Origin of the sequence: Pseudonocardia sp. DSM 110487 (genome assembly GCF_019468565.1) — a bacterium.
Lineage (GTDB): Bacteria > Actinomycetota > Actinomycetes > Mycobacteriales > Pseudonocardiaceae > Pseudonocardia.
In genome coordinates this window covers 7,349,107-7,364,833 of sequence record NZ_CP080521.1, presented here as the reverse complement: position 1 = coordinate 7,364,833, position 15,727 = coordinate 7,349,107, and the positions used below count along the sequence as shown (strand labels likewise).

Sequence of the window (15,727 nt, the reverse complement as noted above, 5' to 3'; positions counted from 1 at the left end):
TCATGTCCACGCAGCAACGACGCCGTGCGCTCGTCGCGGTCCTCGTCGTCCCGTTGTTCCTCGGTACGGCCTGTGGCGGAGGTGGCGAACCCGCCGGTGACCAGGGCGGCGGCGAGAACGTCGAGCTGACCCTGGCCCACAGCTACACCGAGCAGCAGCCCCAGCACCGCTGTGGCGCCAAGGTCATCTCGGACGAGGTCGCGGCGGCGAACGTGGGCATCACTGTCCAGGTCTTCCCGAGCAGCCAGCTCGGCGGCGACGCCGACCGCATCCAGTCCGTGATCTCCGGCGACATCGACCTGGACATCCAGGGCGCCTCCGCACTCGGCGCCGTGCACGAGCCGATGAGCGTCGTCGACGCCGCCTACGCCTTCGACGACGGCGAGCACCTCGCCCGCTTCTTCGACAGCGACGCGTCCACGCCGCTGACCGACGGGTTCGCCGAGGCCACCGGGGTGACCGTCCTTGGTGCATGGTCGGCCGGCTCCCGCCAGTTCACCGCCAACCAGCCGATCCGCCGACCCGAGGACCTCGCGAACCTCCGCATGCGCTTCCCCAACTCGCCGCAGTTCCTCATGAACGCCGCGGCCCTGGGCGCCAACCCCACCGAGGTCGCGTACGAGGAGCTCTACCTCGCGCTGCAGCAGGGGATCGTCGACGGTCAGGAGAACCCGATTGTCAACATCGATTCGCAGAACCTCGGCGAGGTGCAGGACTACCTCAGCATGTCCGGCCACCAGGAGAACTCGAACCTGGTCCTCGTCGGGCCGCGGTGGACCGAGCTGAACCCGCAGCAGCAGGAGGCGCTCTCCCGGGCGGTCGACGCGGCCGTCGCGCAGGTGCCCGGATGCGTCCAGCAGGACGAGCAGCAGATCCTCGAGAAGTGGCGGTCCGGCGGTCAGTTCCAGATCGTCGAGGACGTCGACGTGGCCCCGTTCCGGGCTCGGGTGGAGCCGTACCTGCGCGCCAACCTCAGCCCCGAGCAGCTCACCGTCTACGAGGCGATCCGCGGATCGGCCGCGTGACGCCGGTGCCGGGCGGCGTCGTCCCGACCTTCCGCGGGTCGATCCGGCCCGCGGAAATTGGGCCGACGTTGATCCACGAGCACGTCTTCGTCGGCCACCCCGAGCTCGACCTCAACCACCCGCACCCGGAGTGGGACCTCGAGAAGGCGGTCGAGGAGGCGGTCGCCGCGCTGACCCGCCTCCACGACCTCGGGATCCGCACGGTCGTGGACCTGACCGTGCTCGGCCTGGGACGCGACGTCGCCCGGGTCGCGCGGGTGGCCGAGCGGGTCCCGGTACACCTGGTCGCCGCCACCGGGTACTACACCTCGAACGTGCTGCCGCCGTTCTTCCGGACTCACGGCCCTGGCCGGCTCGTCGACGGTCCCGACCCGCTCGTGGAGTACTTCGTGCGTGACATCGAGGAAGGGATCGCCGGCACTGGCATCAGGGCGGGGATGATCAAGGTCGTCACCGACGAGGAAGGGTTCACCGACGACGTCGCCCGGGTCTTCACCGCGGCGGCCGAGGCCCACCGGCACACCGGCGTCACGGTGACCACGCACAGCCGTCCTGCGCTGCGCAACGGGTTGGACCAGCTGGCGTTCCTCCGGGACCGGGGCGTCGCGCCCGAGCGGGTCGTCATCGGGCACTCCGGCGACAGCGAGGACCTGGACTACCTGCGGCGGCTGATGGACGAGGGCGCCACGATCGGCATGGACCGGTTCGGGATGGAGCACGTCCTGCACGACGACCGCCGGGTCGCCACCGTCCTCGCCCTGCTCCGGCTCGGGTACGCGGACCGGATGGTCCTGTCCCACGACGCCGCGTGCTTCAGCCGGATGACCCCGCCGTCCTGGCGCGCGGTCCACGCACCGCACTGGCTCTACGAGAACATCCCCCGCCGAGTGCAGCCGATGCTGCACGCAGGCGGCGCCACCGAGGCGGACATCCACCAGATGATCGTGACGAACCCGGCCCGACTGCTCGCGCCAGCAACCCAAAACTTCCGACGGCCCGGCGCACCGGCAGACCTCGGCTGGTAGCGCACGAGTTCGGCCGCCGTCCGCCAGTAGGACGTCAGCGCCCGGCTGCCAACCCTGGTGGATGGTCTGGAGTATCGGGGCGGGCGTGGCCACGCCCTTGCTGGAGCGGCTTCTGGAGCCGGCTGATGTGGAGCGGATCTGGAGCTGGTATCGGTCCCGAGATATCTGCTCGGGGTCAAGGGATCGTAGGTTCAGATCCTGGCTGATCTGCGGAAACGCGGCGAAGCTGGGTTGGTGCGCAATGTGCTCGCACCCGGCCAGGTTGCGTCCACCGTCGTCACCCGGTATGCCCCGGGAGCCGCGAGAAGGTCGGTTGGGTCGATCGCCGGGTGGTCGCCATGTGGTCGTCACGCCGCCTGGGTGGCGCGCTCCACGGCGTTGAGGGCCCGGTCGATGCCCTCAACGGCCTGCCGAGAAACGTGGCGCTGCAGGTGGCCGTAGAAGACCTCGGTGGTGGTCGACAGGGCCGAGTGCCGCACGGTCTTGGACGCCATCGCCAGCGGCACCTGCGACGAAAAGCATGGTCGTGGCCGCGAAACGGCGTAGATCGTTTGCACACCTCGGATTGGTACCGCTCTGCCAGGTCAGCCATTGCCACGGAGGAAGCGCGTCGGCGCACCTCGGCCGCGAACTCGCGGTTCGGCGCGGCCCGCTCCCTGGACTGGCTGGCCCGTCGGGCGAACCACTCCTCGCGCGCCGCGGGGCTTCCGTTCTGGGCGAGGCTGTCGCCGCACTCGCTGCGCCACACTGCGATCACCCTCGCGCTCGAGGCGGGCGAGGATCTGTGTGCAGGACCTGGCTGGGCACCGCGACCCTCGTACGACCCGCCACTACGACCGGCGCCGCGGCACCTTGAACCGCAGCCTCGTCTTCACCCTGTCCAGCAGTCTGGGCTGAGCCTGGGCAGCCCGCGGCGTGCCGCAGCCATGACGACTACCTCGACGAGTCCAGGTAGAACGGGCGAGCGCCGTCCGCGCGGGTGGTGCCGTCCCAGCGGTAGCGCAGCACGGTGAACGTGGCTCCCGCCAGGTCGGCGACGGGATCCTCGGGGGCGGGCCGTCGAACTCGGGCAACTTCGCGGATTTCGTCCTGGCCATAGGAGGTGCGTACCCCGGAGATCGACATCCCCGCGGGGCGCGCGAGGTCGCGGCGTTCGGCAGCATGTACTTCGCGATCACCTCGATGACCGATGCCGACCACCGCAAGCAGTTCTTCGCACCCGTCATCGACGACGTCGAGCGCACCCTTGCGGTGTGCGCCGTCTACCTGGCCGTGCGCGACACGTCCCGGACCTCGGCCCCGACCACACCGTCCGGCTGACGACCCGGTCCGGGGGCGGTGGTGGCGCGGACGACCAGTCGGGGCGCGACGATCAGCTCCCGCTCGGTGACCGGCGTCCCGTCCAGCCGGTCCACGGCACGCGTGACGGCGAGCGTGGTGATCTGCTCGGTGTCCTGGGCGATTGTCGTCAGGTTGACGTGCGACAAGCGGGCGAGCCGGCTGTCGTCGTAGCCGACCACGCTGACGTCCCCGGGCACGGCCAGGCCGGCGCGCTGCAGCACGTCCAGCACGCCGAGGGCGCAGCGGTCGTTGAACACGGTCACGGCGCTGGGCCGTGGATCGAGGTCGAGCAGGGCGCGGGCGGCCGCGGCACCCTCCTCCTCGGTGAGCCCGCCGGGCAGGAGCCGGATCTCGGCATCGAGGCCGTGGCGGAGCATGGCGTCGCGGTAACCGCGACGGCGGTCGGCGGCGCCCGGGGCCCGCCCGCCGTCGACGTGGGTGATCCGGCGGTGGCCGAGCGCGACGAGGTGGTCCACGGCCTGGTGCAGCCCCAGACCGTCGGCGGTGCGCACGACGTCGAGGGCGCGGTGGCGTGCCGCCCGGGCCACGACCACGACGGGCAGGCGGCCTGCGAGCTCGGCGAGCTGCGCGGTGGGCGCGTGCGGGCCGAGCAGGACGAGCGCCTCGCAGCGGTCCTGCATCAGGCTCGCCACGGCGCGCCCCTCGTCGCGCTGCGGGGTGACCGCGCTCAGCGCGAGCTCGTAGCCGGCGCGGTCGGCCGCGGTGTAGAGGCCGGTGACGAGGTCGCCGTGGAAGGCGTGGTGGACGCCGAACACGACGCCGAGCAGCCGGCTGCGGCTGCTGCGCAGCAACCGGGCGCGGGTGTCGGGGCGGTAGCCCAGCTCGTCGGCGGCCTGCAGCACCCGCTGCCGGGACGCCGCGCTCGCACCCGGGGCGCCACGGATCACGATCGAGACCAGTGCGACGGACACCCCCGCACGGGCGGCGACGTCGGCGAGGGTGGGCCGCCGGGCGCGCTCTGTCACGTCCGCACCCTACCGATCTATGCCTAGAACGTTCTAGGCTAGTCCATCTAGAACGTTCTAGGCTCGAGGAGGAGCGGATGGACGAGATCGGGGTGGCCCTGGTCGGGGCCGGCCGGATGGGGGCGTTCCACGGCAGGTCGCTCGCGCGCCGGATCCCGGGGGCGCGGCTCGTGGCCGTGGCCGACCCGGCGCCCGGGATCGCGGAGCGCCTGGGCGCGGATCGCGCATACACCGATCCGGCGGAGGCGTTCGCGGACCCGGCCGTCGACGCGGTGGTGATCGCGGCGCCCGCCCGCTTCCACGCCGACCTGGTGGTGGCCGCGGCAAGGGCGGGCAAGGCCGTGTTCTGCGAGAAGCCGATGGCGCTCTCGCTGCCCGACGCCGACCGGGCCATCGACGCCGCCCGCGCCGCAGGCGTTCTGCTCCAGGTCGGGTTCAACCGGCGCTTCGCCCCGGACTGGCAGGCCGGCCGCGCGCTGCTCGACGACGGCCGGCTGGGCACCCCGCGCGTGCTGCGCTCGGTCACCCGCGACCCCGGCGGGTTCGACCCCTCCCGGGTGCCGCCGGACACGATCTTCAAAGAGACCCTGATCCACGACTTCGACGCACTGCGGTTCCTCAACCCGGGCGCGGAGGCCGTCGAGGTGTACGCCACCGCGGACGCGCTGGTCGAGCCCGAGTGGCGCGAACGCGGGCTCCTCGACACCGCAGTGGTCGTGGTGCGGTTCGACAACGGCGCCACCGGTGTCGCCGAGGCGTGCTTCGAGGCCGCCTACGGCTACGACGTACGCGGCGAGGTGTTCGGCTCCGGCGGCATGGCCACCATGGGCGACGGGCGCCGCTCCGGGACGGTCTTCTCCGGTGCAGAAGGCCGGATCGTGGAGACCGCCCGCAGCGACCAGGAGCTCCTCGCGGGCGCCTACGTCGCAGAGCTCGCCGCGTTCGTCGACGCCGTCCGCGACGGGACACCGGCGCCGGTGGGCGGGGAGGACGCGCGTGCGGCGCTGGCGATCGCGCTGGCCGCGGCCCAGTCGGTGCGCGCGGGACGCCCGGTCCGGATCGAGGAGGTCGGGAAGTGAGCGGATTCCGCCTCGCGGCGTCCGCGGAGATGCTGTTCCTCGACCTGCCGTTCGAGGAGCGGGTGCGCCGCATCGCCGATCTCGGGTTCGAGGTCGAGATCTGGGACTGGACGGCGAAGGACGTCGCCGCGCTCGCCGGGACCGGGGCGACGTTCTCCTCGATGACCGGCTACGTCCGGGGCACCCTCGCCGATCCCGACGGAGCCGAGGAGCTGCTGCGCACGGCGGAGGAGTCGCTCCGGGTCGCCGACGAGCTCGACTGTCCACGCCTCAACGTGCACGGAACCGGCCTCGACGACCGCGGCCTGCCCGTGGCGGCCTCGCAGGTCGTCACGCCGCAGATGTGGCTGACCGCCGCGCGGACGCTGACCCGCCTCGCCGAGCTCGGGGAACGCGCCGGGCGCGTGTTCACCCTCGAGAACCTCAACACCACGGTCGACCACCCCGGCGTGCCGTTCGCCGGTGCCGCCGACGCGCTCGCGCTCGTCGAGGCCGTCGACAGCCCGCACCTGCGGCTCAACCTCGACCTCTACCACGCCCAGATCGGCGAGGGAAACCTCGTGCAGCTCGTCGAGCGCGCGCTGCCGGTCGTCGGGGAGATCCAGGTCGCCGACGTTCCCGGCCGCTGCGAACCCGGCACCGGCGAGATCCACTACCCCGCGATCGCCGCAACCCTGGACCGCCTCGGCTACGCGGGTGTGGTCGGGCTCGAAGGTTGGGCGTCGGGCGACCCGACCCGGGCCCTCGAACGCTTCCGCACCGCGTTCGCCCCTCCGGCAGGGACGTCGTCCACCTCCCCGCTGGAGGGGTGAACTCACGCACCTCTTCGGGACCGCGCGGCAACCTGCCGATAACCTGCAGGGGCGGCGGGGCGCGACGAACTCGCGCGCGTAGGCCAGCAACAGCCGCAGCCGCTCCTCGGCGTCGATCACCTCTTTACGACGGCGGCGGCTGCTTCGGGGCAGACGCCCGTGACGACGCTGCAAAGATCCTGCGACTCGACGGCGGTCCCGATGACGCCGTCATCGGCCATCTGGTGTTCGTCGAGCACGAGGAGACCGACGTGCTCGTGAGCTTCGGGGGGATCACCGTCAACGCCGGTGACGAGGTGACCAGCGACGATGACGGGATCGTCGTGCGACCGCGCGACCTCGAACGCGAGCGCCGGGTCGGCGTTGCTGATCTCAGATTTCGACGAGGTAGCTCGTGAACCCACCTTCGCCGCTGGAGACCCCCGAGATCGCGTCGTTGACCTCGTCGAGCGGCCAGCTCTTGGGCTGGAGCACCGAAATATCGAGCACGCCGCTGCCCACCATTCCGGCCAGTTCGATCCCCTCGGCGGTGGTGGACCAGACGGACCCGGCGAGCTCCATCTGCTCGTCCATCCACCACTTCACGTCGACGCCGAGCTCACCGGCTGTCCCGCCGATATTGACGATCTTGCCGCCGCGGCGGACCCCGTGCATTGCGTCCTTGAACGAGTCGAGCGAAGCGACGGCCCCGAGAGTGTCGATCATGAAGTCGGCGCCGCGGGCTTCCGTCAGTGACTTCACCCAGGCGGCCGTGCTGCCTTCGCGGTTCGAGAAGATCTTGATCCGGTTCGGCGCGAGCGCCTGCAGGCGCTCCAGCAGGGGAAGGCCTCGTGCGATGGCGAAGATGCGGGATACGCCGAGTGCCAGGGCGACGAGGGTGGCGCCGACACCGAGTGTTCCGGTTGCGCCGTGGATGATCAGCGACTTGCCCGCGAGGGGGCCCAACTTCTTGACCGCGGCGTAGGAGGTGCCGAGGTAGCCCAGCCTGGTTGCTTGTCGAAACTCAAGGTTGTCGGGGAGTTTCACCAGGGCGCTTTGCGGGGCGCGCATGTACTCGCAAAAGCCGCCGTGCGGGTAGCGCTTGAACATCTCCAGGCTGCTCGGGTTGTAGCCGAAGTAGCCGTTCAGCGTCCAGTAGTCGCATTTCTGCGGTGTGCCGGATGCGCAGGCGTGGCAGGCTCCGCAGGATCGGCCGGGGTTCACGTAGACTCGGTCGCCGGGTGTGGCGTTCACGACGAGGTCGCCGACCTCGTGCACGATACCGACGGGATCGAGCCCGAAGATGGCCGGGCGCGGCGGAAGGGGCATCTGGGGGTACCACGTTTCCCAGTTGGCGAGCACATTGGCCAGGTTGGGCACCATGCCGCAGGCCTTCACGGCGACCACGACGTCCGTGCCGGCGGCGGTCGGGCGTTCGACGGTCTCGATCAGCATCTTGTCGCCGACCGCGTGCATCCGCGCGGCGCGCATCAGTTTGGCCATGATTCCTTCTTCTGGGATGGGATTGGTCCAGAGGGGTGTCTGTCAGTCCTCAGGTGCGACCGTCACGCACACGCCGTCGAGGTCCGGCTCGAAGACCAGCTGGCAGGACAGCCTGGAATTGGCGTCGACGTGGTCGGAGGCCTCGAGGAGGTCCTCTTCGTCGAATGACTTGGGGGGCAGCTCCGCGCCTGCGGGAAGGCTCTCGACGTAGACATGGCAGGTCGCGCAGGAGAGCGAGCCTCCGCAGATCGCCTGCAGTTCGTCCACGCCGGCGTTGCGGATGTTCTGCATCAGCGACAGGCCGGCGCGGCCTTCGACCGTGCGGGCTACACCATCCCGAGTCGTGACAGTGAGTTTCATGGGTTCTCATTCCTCGGTCACGCCGCCGCGGCGATCTTCTTCAGTGGTGTCCGGTCGTCGGCCAGGAGTGCGGGGTCGATGCGCGCGCCGGTTTCGACGAGCTTGCGGCCCTGGACGTAGTCCCGGGTCGCGTTGATGCAGTCCAGGGCGATGACCGCGCCGTCGCGCAGGTAGATGAGCGAGAAGCTTCGTTTTCCGGGGTTGCCGCGGAGGACGGTGTGGTCGTGGCCGAGGCTCAGCCCGACCGTCTGGAGCCGCAGACCGTATTGGTTCGACCAGAACCAGGGGACGAGCCGCAGCGGCTCTGGGTGCCCGCTGATGGCCTTCCCGGCGGTGCGTGCCTGTTCGCATGCGTTGTGCCGGGACTCGATGCGAACGCCGGGACCGCCCCTGATGATCGCGCAGTCACCGATGCAATAGACGTCCGGCAACGTCGTGCGGCAGAGGTCGTCGACGAGGACACCGGCTGCGCGTGGCGCCGCCTCCGCCCCGGCGTGGAGCAATGGCTGGATCGCGGGCTGGATGCCGATTCCGATAATTACTTGATCTGCGGTGATCAACGTGTCGTCGGTGAGGCGCACGCCGGTGATAGCGCCGGCCTGTCCCAGGAGCTCGGTGACCCCGGTACCGGTGTGCAGCGCCACGCCGTGGGCGCGGTGCTCGGCCTCGTAGAACCGGGATACGGGTTCGGCGGCGACGCGGGCGAGGACGCGGTCGAGGGTTTCGACGACCGTGACTTCTTTGCCCAGTTCGCTGAGGACGGCCGCCGCCTCGAGCCCGACGTAGCCGCCACCGATCACTGCGATGCGCCGGCTGTGTGGGAGGACATTCATGAGCCGGTCGCAGTCGGCTTTGTTGCGGATGGTGTGGATGCCGGCCAGGTCGTGTCCGGGGCAGTCGAGGGTGCGTGGGTTGCCGCCGGCGGCCCAGACGAGGACCCCGTAGCCGACGGTGGTGCCATCGTGACAAGTGACCGCGTGCTTCTCGGCGTCGACGGTGATCACGCGCCGGCGGAATCGCAGCGTCACGTCGTGCTCCGACCAGAATTCCGGTGGGCGCAGGAGAAGTTGGTCGAAGTCCTTCTTGCCGGCCAGGTACTCCTTCGACATTGCGGGACGCTCGTACGGGGGGACCGGCTCGTCGCCGAGAATTCCGATGCTTCCCGCGTATCCCGCCTGCCGCAGTGCGATCGCGGTCTCCGCTCCGGCGTGCCCGGCGCCGACGATCAGGCAGTCGAAGTGCTCGGTTCTGGAGTAGCCCAGCGTCATCGGGGAGCACCGCCGATCAGGACGAAGCACATCGTCGCGGTGCGGTCGCCCTTGTTCCGCCATGCGTGCCGGGTACCGCGCTGGATCGCGACGTCGCCGGTGCACAGGTGCGTCGTCGCCCCGTCGTCGAGTTCCAGCCAGATCTCGCCGTCGAGGACGATGTCATAGTCGACGGTGTCGGTCCGGTGCATCCCGGGCTCGTCGGCCTCGAACAGCTCGGCCAGGCCGGGGATGAACTCCCGCTGCTCGGCATCGGCAGCGGCCGGGTCGAATTCGGGACGGGCGAACGACGAGTCGGGCGGGAAGGTGACGATCATGAGGCGGGTTTCGCCCGGAGCCGGCGGCACATGGAGTCCCGGCGGCGCTGTCTCGCTCTCGTCGTGCACCAATGGCGCCGGTGCCGCCGTGGCATAGATGACCGAGGTCATCATGCCCGGGATGCAGGTGTAGTGATGCGCGTTCGGGACGGGGCCGTCACTGACGAAGACGGACTTGCCGTCCTTGAGCCCAGTGATCACGCGGCGGGGCACGTCCGGGGGAGCGAACCTACTCATAGGTCAATCCCTTCTCCTGCAGAAGGGCACGAATGTTGTTGACGTCGAGGCTGAGCCGGCCGTCCGCGTAGAGCTTGCGTTTGCCGGCCTCCATCTCGGCGCGCCTGCGGGCTTTGTCGAGCACCGCGGCCGCGGCGTCTTGCCGCACCACGCAGACGCCGTCGTCGTCGGCGACGATCACGTCGCCCGGGGTGATCAAGGCGTCGGCGCAGACGATGGGGACCTGCACGTCGGCGAGGGTCTCCTTGACGGTTCCCTGCGCGCTGATGGTCTTGCTCCAGACGGGGAAGTCCATCGCGCGCAGCTCAGCGATGTCGCGCACCCCCGCGTCGATGACGAGCCCCCGGATGCCTCGGGCCATCGCCGATGTGGCGAGCAGGTCGCCGAAGTAGCCGTCGTCGCAGGGCGAGGTCGGGCTCACGACGAGGATGTCGCCCGGCCGTGCCTGCTCGAGCGCGACATGAATCATCCAGTTGTCGCCCGGGGGCACCTCGCAGGTCAACGCAGGTCCGGCGACAGCCCTACCGGACTGCCGCGGGCGCAGTCGCGAGCTGAGGAGCCCGGTCCGGCGCTGCGCCTCATGAGTGGTCGCCACGCCGAGTTCGGCGAAGCCGTCGCAGATGACCGCGTCGGTGCGCGCGGTCGTCGTCACCACACGTGCCATGTCAGCCGGCCGGAACGAAGCTCGGGTCGAGGACACCTGCCGCCGTGGCGCGCAGCTCCGGTGCAAGGAGCCCGGCGCGCACCATCAGGTCCGTCGTGGCCTCCAATGCCGCCGGTGCGACCACCAGCCCCTGTGGCCACATGCCCATGTCCCGCGTGTAGGCCAGGCCCTTCGCGGCCAGCTCCGGCTCGTCGGGCGTGGCGATCCGCTGGTAGATCGGCAGCGTGACGGCGTCGTTGGCCGGGTCGTTGACGATGTCGTGGGCCTCGGCCAGCGCGGCGACCAGGCGCTGCACCGTATCCCGGTTCTGCGAGGTCCAGGCGCCGGTGCCGATGATCGCGGCGAAGACGACCTCCGGAATCACGTCGTTGACTTCGCCGATGAGGCGGTACCCGTGGCGTTCGGCCAGGAAGTTCCACGGTGCGGGTTGGGGAGCGCAGTCGATCTCGTCCCTCTGAAGGGCCGCCCACCTGGTCGTGTGCACGCCGGCGAGGACGAACTCGTAGTCCCCCGGGTGGGACAGACCTTCGGGCTGCAGCATGGCCTGCGTGTAGATCGCCGTGCCCTCGGTGAGCGAGGAGGTGCCGATCCGCTTGCCGCGCAGCTCGGCGATGCTTCCGATCTCGGGACGTGCGACCAGTGACATCGGAAGGCGCAGCGAGTTGGCTGCGATGATCCGCAGCCCGCCGCCGGAGATGTAGTCGGAGACCGCGCCTTCCGGCGGGGTGATCGCCAGGTCGGCGGTGCCGTCGCGCACGGCCGAGGTGGCCTTGTCGACCGAGCCCAACCGCATGTAGTCGATCTTCAGGCCGTGCTTGTCGAACAGGCCCTTGTCCTCGGCGACGAAGACCGGGAGCCAGTTGAAGCCCTGGGCGCCGCCGGCGAGGCGTACTTCTGTCACGTTCATCGTGTGCAACTCCAGGAAGTCGGGTGGTTCAGCGCCCTTTTTTCAGGCCCTTTTTCAGCGCCCTTGCGCGACAAGTTGTGCATCGAGCCGCGGGTAGACCCGGCGGGCGTTGCCCTCGAAGACGGTGTGCCGGGTCTTGTCGTCGAGGCCGAGCGCGTCGATGTAGCGCTTGGTGTCGTCGAAGTGGTGCCCGGTCTCCGGGTCCACGGCGCGCACCGCGCCGAGGAGCTCGGAGCCGAAGAGCAGGTTCTTCGGGTCGATCACCGCGAACAGCGTGTCGATGCCCGCCTGGTGGTAGACGCAGGTGTCGAAGAACAGGTTCTGCATCAGGTGCTCGGACAGCGGGGGTTTGCCCAGCGTGAGCGCCAGCCCCCGGTAGCGGCCCCAATGGAAGGGAGCCGCACCGCCTCCGTGCGGGATGATCAGCCGCAGGTCAGGGTGCCGCTCGAACAGGTCGCCTTCGATCAGCTGCATGAAGACGGCCGTATCGGCGGCGATGTAGTGCGCGCCGGTGGTGTGGAGCGGGCGTGCGCAGGACCCCGAGACGTGGATCATGGCCGGGACATCGAGCCGGGCCATCGAATCCCACAGCGGATCCCACCAGCGGTCGTAGATCGGCGGCTCCGACCACCGCCCACCCGAGGGGTCCGGGTTGAGGTTGCACCCGACGAAGCCGCGGTCGACGCAGCGCTCCAGCTCCGCGATGACGGGCCCGAGGTCCCCGTCGACGGTCTGCGGCAGCTGGCACACCGCGGCGAAGTTCCGCGGGAACAGCTCACAGATCCGCCAGATCGTGTCGTTCGACAGCCGGGCCCACTCCGTCGCGATGTCCTGGCCGGGGACGTGGTGCCCCATGCCCGATGCACGCGGGGACAGGATGGTGAGGTCGGAGCCTCGCTCGCGCTGCATCCGGAGCTGGTTCTGCTCGATGATCGGGCGGAGGTCATCGTCGTCGATGCCGGAGTACAGGGGGCGTTCGAGCGTGCGCCCTTCGGCGAAGGCGGTTTGCGCGTCGCGGAAGGCCCGGAACTCGGGTGGCTCGGACGTGAAGTGGCCATGGCAGTCGATGGCCAGTCCGCTCATGCGTCCCATGTGGCCGGAAGGTCCGTGACGCCGCGGAAGCGCCATCCCTTGGCCTTCACCTCACGGCTCGGGTCAAGCCGCAGGTTCGGCAGCTGCCCGAAGACCTCCTCCAGCGCGATCTGGCCCATTGCCCGCGAGAGGGCATGACCCGAGCAGAAATGCGGGCGGAAGCCGAAGGACAGGTGCGGGCGCCGCTTGCGGAACAGGTCGAACCGGTCCGGTTCGTCGAAACGGTTTCGGTCCCGGTTGGCCGAGGCCATGACGATGGCGACCGAGGCGCCGGCAGGGATCTGGGTGCCGGCCACGACGACGTCCTCGGCGGCGACGCGGGGGGTCACGCCGATGGGCGCGATCCAGCGCAGGCCCTCGTCGAAGGCACGCAGCGCATGTTGCTTCGGGTCAGTGGCGACGATCTTCGCCTGCTCGGGATTGAGCAGCAGGCCCGCGCACGCGTTCGCGGCGGCGTGGCCGGGCTCCTGGAGCCCACCGAGAATGATCACCTTCATCGTGGGCATGACCTCGTCGAAGCTGCGCACCGTGCCCTCGGGCGTGCCGCCGTGCATCACGTGGCTCATCAAGGTGTGGTCCGGCTTGGCCAGCGCCCGCTCGTAGAGCACGCCCAGCTGCTCATCGATCTCGGCCAGGGCCCGGTCGAGCCGTTTCCACACCGCCGGGTCGTCGTTCACGTTCTGCAGTCCGGCGCTCATCGCATGGAACCACTCGACAAGGGTCTCGTTCGGGGTCTCGGTCAGGCCGATGACGTTTCCGATGCAGCGGACCGAGATCGGCTCGAACAGGGCGGCGGTGAGGTTTGCCTCTCCCCGCGGCCTCAGCTCCGCCAGGTACTCCTCGACGACCGGGCGAGTCAGCGCCTCGACGAAGCCGCGGACCGCCTCCTGGGTGAGGTTCTCGTCGATTCCTTCGCGCAGCGAGGTGTGCTCCTCACCGGTCATCGTCAGCACGTTCGGCATGCCCATGACCCGCGCCTCCGGCCGGTCGGGACTACCGGACGGCCCGAACACGCGATCATTCGACCCCGCGGCGCGGCAGTCCTCGAAGCGCGTGACGAGGTATTCCTTCGTGCCGTCGAAGAAAGCCACCGGAGCTTCCTCGCGCAAGCGCGCATACACGGGATAGGGGTTCCGGTACAGGTTCTCGCCCGTCAGTTCCACAGTGAACCTAGCTTTCTGAGTCGACCCCTGACGCGATGAGCGGCGGTCAGCCTCTGGGCTCCGGTCGCGCGGAGGGGCGGGTACTCGGCCGTTGAGATACCGATCCGACTTCGGATACCGGACGGTATGTCACTGCTCGGCAGGTGTCAACACATCGACCAGTACGTCCTACGAGCGACTCAGGGCTGACCGCCCCGAGGCACGCTGCGCCGGCTCGGAGCCGTCGTTGCACGAGGTCGCGCGAGTGCGTTGACACGATCGGCCACACGGGATACCGTCCGGGATCCGGAGACCAATCGGTATGTCACTGGGTTGAACCCGTGACACAGCGCTGAGCCTCCGGACTCGCCGCGACGGTTCGCCCCGTCGCCGGAGAAATGAGACAACGATGCGGGAAATCACTGTTGATCTGCCCACTGTCTCGGACGAGATGGTCCGCCGGCTCGTGGCGGTCGTCGGAGAGGACTCCGTCTTCATCGAGCGTCCGAAGGTCGACGAGTTCAAGGACGAGTACTGGATCCCTGGGGACGAGACCTATGCGGCGGCGGCGGTCGTGCAGCCCCGGTCCACCGAGCAGGTGCAGGAGATTGTCCGCATCGCCAACCGGTACGAGATCCCCGTCTGGCCGCACAGCCAGGGGCGCAACCTCGGACACGGGGGAGCCTCACCGCGCGTGCGCGGGTCGATCCAGATCGGTTTCCAGAAGATGGACCGCATCCTGGAGATCAACGAGGAGCTGGCGTACGCGGTAGTCGAGCCGGGGGTGACCTGGTTCGACTTGTACGACGCGGTGCAGGCGGCCGGCTATGACCTGATGACGCCATGTCCCGACCTCGGCTGGGGCTCGATCGTCGGCAACTCCATGGATGCCGGCCATACGTACCAGTTCTATGGGGCCGACTACATGCTCCCGACCGGGTTCGAGGTCGTGCTCCCCGACGGGGACGTGCTGCGCACGGGCGCGGGTGCGATTCCGGGCGGCAAGGCATGGCATGTCTACAAGCGCAGCCTCGGGCCGTCGCTGGAGTCGCTGTTCGTGCAATCGAACCTCGGGATCGTGACGAGGATGGGCGTCTGGCTCAGGCGCCGGCCCGAGGCGTACGCCCCGGTCATGCTCTCGATCGGCGACGACGAAGACCTCGAGGCCGCCGTGGACACGCTCCGAGAACTGCGGTTTGCCGGCCACCTCGAGGGCATTCCCGCGCTGTTCTCCACCCTGCGCGCCGCGCACATGTTGCGTGACCTCCCGGTTGCCGCGTCGCGGCAGCTCGACCCCGCCGAGCTCCGCGAGATCGGCGAGCGCACCGGGGTCGGCGCGTGGGCCGTCCGGGCGGGCGTGTGGGGCGATCCGGAGATCGTCGCGGTGAAGCTTCGCCGTATCACGCAGGCGTGGACGAAGATCCCGAGCGGGCGGGTCGAGGCCCCGCGTACCTACGGGCCGGACGAGTACGACGAGATCGTCTACTCCGCAGATCAGATCATGATCGGCATCCCGACGCTCAAAGCGATCGAGAAGACCCCGGATCACATCGCCCACATCGATGTCGCGCCGATCGTGCCCCTCGAGGGCCGTCAAGTGCGCGACGCGGTCGAGGAGGTTCGCACGCACATGTGGGGCGCAGGCGTGAACTTCGGTGCCGGAATCATGGTCACCGGGGAACGCTCCTGCGCGGTGATCATCGGTATCCGCTACGACCGGACGGACCCCTCCGCCGCGCGCAATGCGTTCGACCTGGCGAAGCGACTGGTGGTAGCGACCGGCGCGCTCGGCTACGGGGAATGTCGCCCTCATCTGGAGTGCATGGACCTCGCCGCGGACCACTACTCCTTCAACAATCACGCATACCGGCGTTTCGTCGAGAAACTCAAAGGCGTCGTGGATCCGAAAGGCATCCTTTCGCCTGGCCGACACGGCATCTGGCCCGCAGCGTACCGCGAGGAAAGCGGAGTTCCGGTGAAGTGACCGTTG

Annotated in this window: 17 protein-coding genes; 5 read left to right on the top strand and 12 right to left on the bottom strand. The window is 69.5% G+C overall.

Going from position 1 to position 15,727, the window contains the following annotated elements; translation table 11 throughout:
• Positions 1–2 precede the first annotated feature (2 nt).
• Together K1T35_RS49270 and K1T35_RS34445 are read left to right on the top strand one after the other, a co-directional pair.
• Positions 3–1,025, top strand: a complete 1,023-nt coding sequence (locus K1T35_RS49270; RefSeq protein WP_255621046.1) for a DctP family TRAP transporter solute-binding subunit — start codon at positions 3–5, stop codon at positions 1,023–1,025.
• Positions 1,022–2,050, top strand: coding sequence for a phosphotriesterase (locus K1T35_RS34445; RefSeq protein WP_255621045.1), 1,029 nt, complete (start codon positions 1,022–1,024; stop codon positions 2,048–2,050). Before K1T35_RS49270 ends, K1T35_RS34445 begins: the two co-directional genes overlap by 4 nt.
• Before the next feature lie 347 nt (positions 2,051–2,397).
• Here the strand turns inward: K1T35_RS34445 and K1T35_RS34440 are convergent, their stop codons facing one another.
• The 3 genes from K1T35_RS34440 to K1T35_RS34430 all read right to left on the bottom strand — a co-directional run bounded on the left by K1T35_RS34440 (position 2,398) and on the right by K1T35_RS34430 (position 4,377).
• Positions 2,398–2,544: a hypothetical protein gene (locus K1T35_RS34440; protein ID WP_220255925.1), complete on the bottom strand. Its 147-nt coding sequence runs from the start codon at positions 2,542–2,544 to the stop codon at positions 2,398–2,400.
• Positions 2,545–2,983: 439 nt separating this feature from the next.
• Positions 2,984–3,250: a hypothetical protein gene (locus K1T35_RS34435; RefSeq protein WP_220255924.1), complete on the bottom strand. Its 267-nt coding sequence runs from the start codon at positions 3,248–3,250 to the stop codon at positions 2,984–2,986.
• Between the two features lie 62 nt (positions 3,251–3,312).
• On the bottom strand, positions 3,313–4,377 hold the full coding sequence (locus K1T35_RS34430; RefSeq protein ID WP_220255923.1) for a LacI family DNA-binding transcriptional regulator: 1,065 nt from the start codon (positions 4,375–4,377) through the stop codon (positions 3,313–3,315).
• A gap of 77 nt (positions 4,378–4,454) precedes the next feature.
• Here K1T35_RS34430 and K1T35_RS34425 point away from each other — a divergent pair, with 77 nt between their 5' ends.
• Together K1T35_RS34425 and K1T35_RS34420 are read left to right on the top strand one after the other, a co-directional pair.
• Positions 4,455–5,456 (top strand): Gfo/Idh/MocA family oxidoreductase, encoded by a 1,002-nt coding sequence (locus K1T35_RS34425; protein WP_220255922.1) that lies wholly within the window; start codon positions 4,455–4,457, stop codon positions 5,454–5,456.
• Complete coding sequence (locus tag K1T35_RS34420; protein WP_255621044.1) at positions 5,453–6,268, top strand: TIM barrel protein; 816 nt, start codon at positions 5,453–5,455, stop codon at positions 6,266–6,268. Before K1T35_RS34425 ends, K1T35_RS34420 begins: the two co-directional genes overlap by 4 nt.
• 116 nt (positions 6,269–6,384) lie before the next feature.
• Here K1T35_RS34420 and K1T35_RS34415 read toward each other — a convergent pair whose 3' ends face one another.
• From K1T35_RS34415 to K1T35_RS34375, 9 genes are read right to left on the bottom strand one after another with little or no spacing between them, the layout of a single operon-like run.
• Positions 6,385–6,672 carry a hypothetical protein gene (locus K1T35_RS34415; RefSeq protein ID WP_220255921.1) on the bottom strand — a complete coding sequence of 96 codons (288 nt, stop codon included), beginning with the start codon at positions 6,670–6,672 and terminating at the stop codon, positions 6,385–6,387.
• Positions 6,641–7,750, bottom strand: a complete 1,110-nt coding sequence (locus tag K1T35_RS34410) for an alcohol dehydrogenase catalytic domain-containing protein (protein WP_220255920.1) — start codon at positions 7,748–7,750, stop codon at positions 6,641–6,643. The genes K1T35_RS34415 and K1T35_RS34410 overlap by 32 nt, the downstream gene beginning before the upstream one ends.
• Positions 7,751–7,792: 42 nt before the next feature.
• The gene (locus K1T35_RS34405) at positions 7,793–8,110 is read right to left on the bottom strand and encodes a 2Fe-2S iron-sulfur cluster-binding protein (protein WP_220255919.1); all 318 of its coding nucleotides are present in this window, start codon (positions 8,108–8,110) and stop codon (positions 7,793–7,795) included.
• A 17-nt stretch (positions 8,111–8,127) separates the two neighbouring features.
• Positions 8,128–9,378: an NAD(P)/FAD-dependent oxidoreductase gene (locus K1T35_RS34400; RefSeq protein WP_220255918.1), complete on the bottom strand. Its 1,251-nt coding sequence runs from the start codon at positions 9,376–9,378 to the stop codon at positions 8,128–8,130.
• Positions 9,375–9,932, bottom strand: a complete 558-nt coding sequence (locus K1T35_RS34395) for a cupin domain-containing protein (RefSeq protein ID WP_220255917.1) — start codon at positions 9,930–9,932, stop codon at positions 9,375–9,377. The genes K1T35_RS34400 and K1T35_RS34395 overlap by 4 nt, the downstream gene beginning before the upstream one ends.
• Positions 9,925–10,584 carry a 4-carboxy-4-hydroxy-2-oxoadipate aldolase/oxaloacetate decarboxylase gene (locus tag K1T35_RS34390; protein ID WP_304940831.1) on the bottom strand — a complete coding sequence of 220 codons (660 nt, stop codon included), beginning with the start codon at positions 10,582–10,584 and terminating at the stop codon, positions 9,925–9,927. The genes K1T35_RS34395 and K1T35_RS34390 overlap by 8 nt, the downstream gene beginning before the upstream one ends.
• Before the next feature lie 13 nt (positions 10,585–10,597).
• Positions 10,598–11,503 carry an ABC transporter substrate-binding protein gene (locus K1T35_RS34385; protein ID WP_220255915.1) on the bottom strand — a complete coding sequence of 302 codons (906 nt, stop codon included), beginning with the start codon at positions 11,501–11,503 and terminating at the stop codon, positions 10,598–10,600.
• Between the two features lie 54 nt (positions 11,504–11,557).
• The gene (locus K1T35_RS34380) at positions 11,558–12,595 is read right to left on the bottom strand and encodes an amidohydrolase family protein (RefSeq protein WP_255621043.1); all 1,038 of its coding nucleotides are present in this window, start codon (positions 12,593–12,595) and stop codon (positions 11,558–11,560) included.
• Positions 12,583–13,686, bottom strand: a complete 1,104-nt coding sequence (locus K1T35_RS34375) for a cytochrome P450 (protein ID WP_220255914.1) — start codon at positions 13,684–13,686, stop codon at positions 12,583–12,585. Before K1T35_RS34375 ends, K1T35_RS34380 begins: the two co-directional genes overlap by 13 nt.
• Before the next feature lie 460 nt (positions 13,687–14,146).
• On the opposite strand from K1T35_RS34375, the gene K1T35_RS34370 reads away from it, so the two are divergent.
• The gene (locus K1T35_RS34370; RefSeq protein WP_220255913.1) at positions 14,147–15,721 is read left to right on the top strand and encodes an FAD-binding oxidoreductase; all 1,575 of its coding nucleotides are present in this window, start codon (positions 14,147–14,149) and stop codon (positions 15,719–15,721) included.
• Positions 15,722–15,727 lie beyond the last annotated feature (6 nt).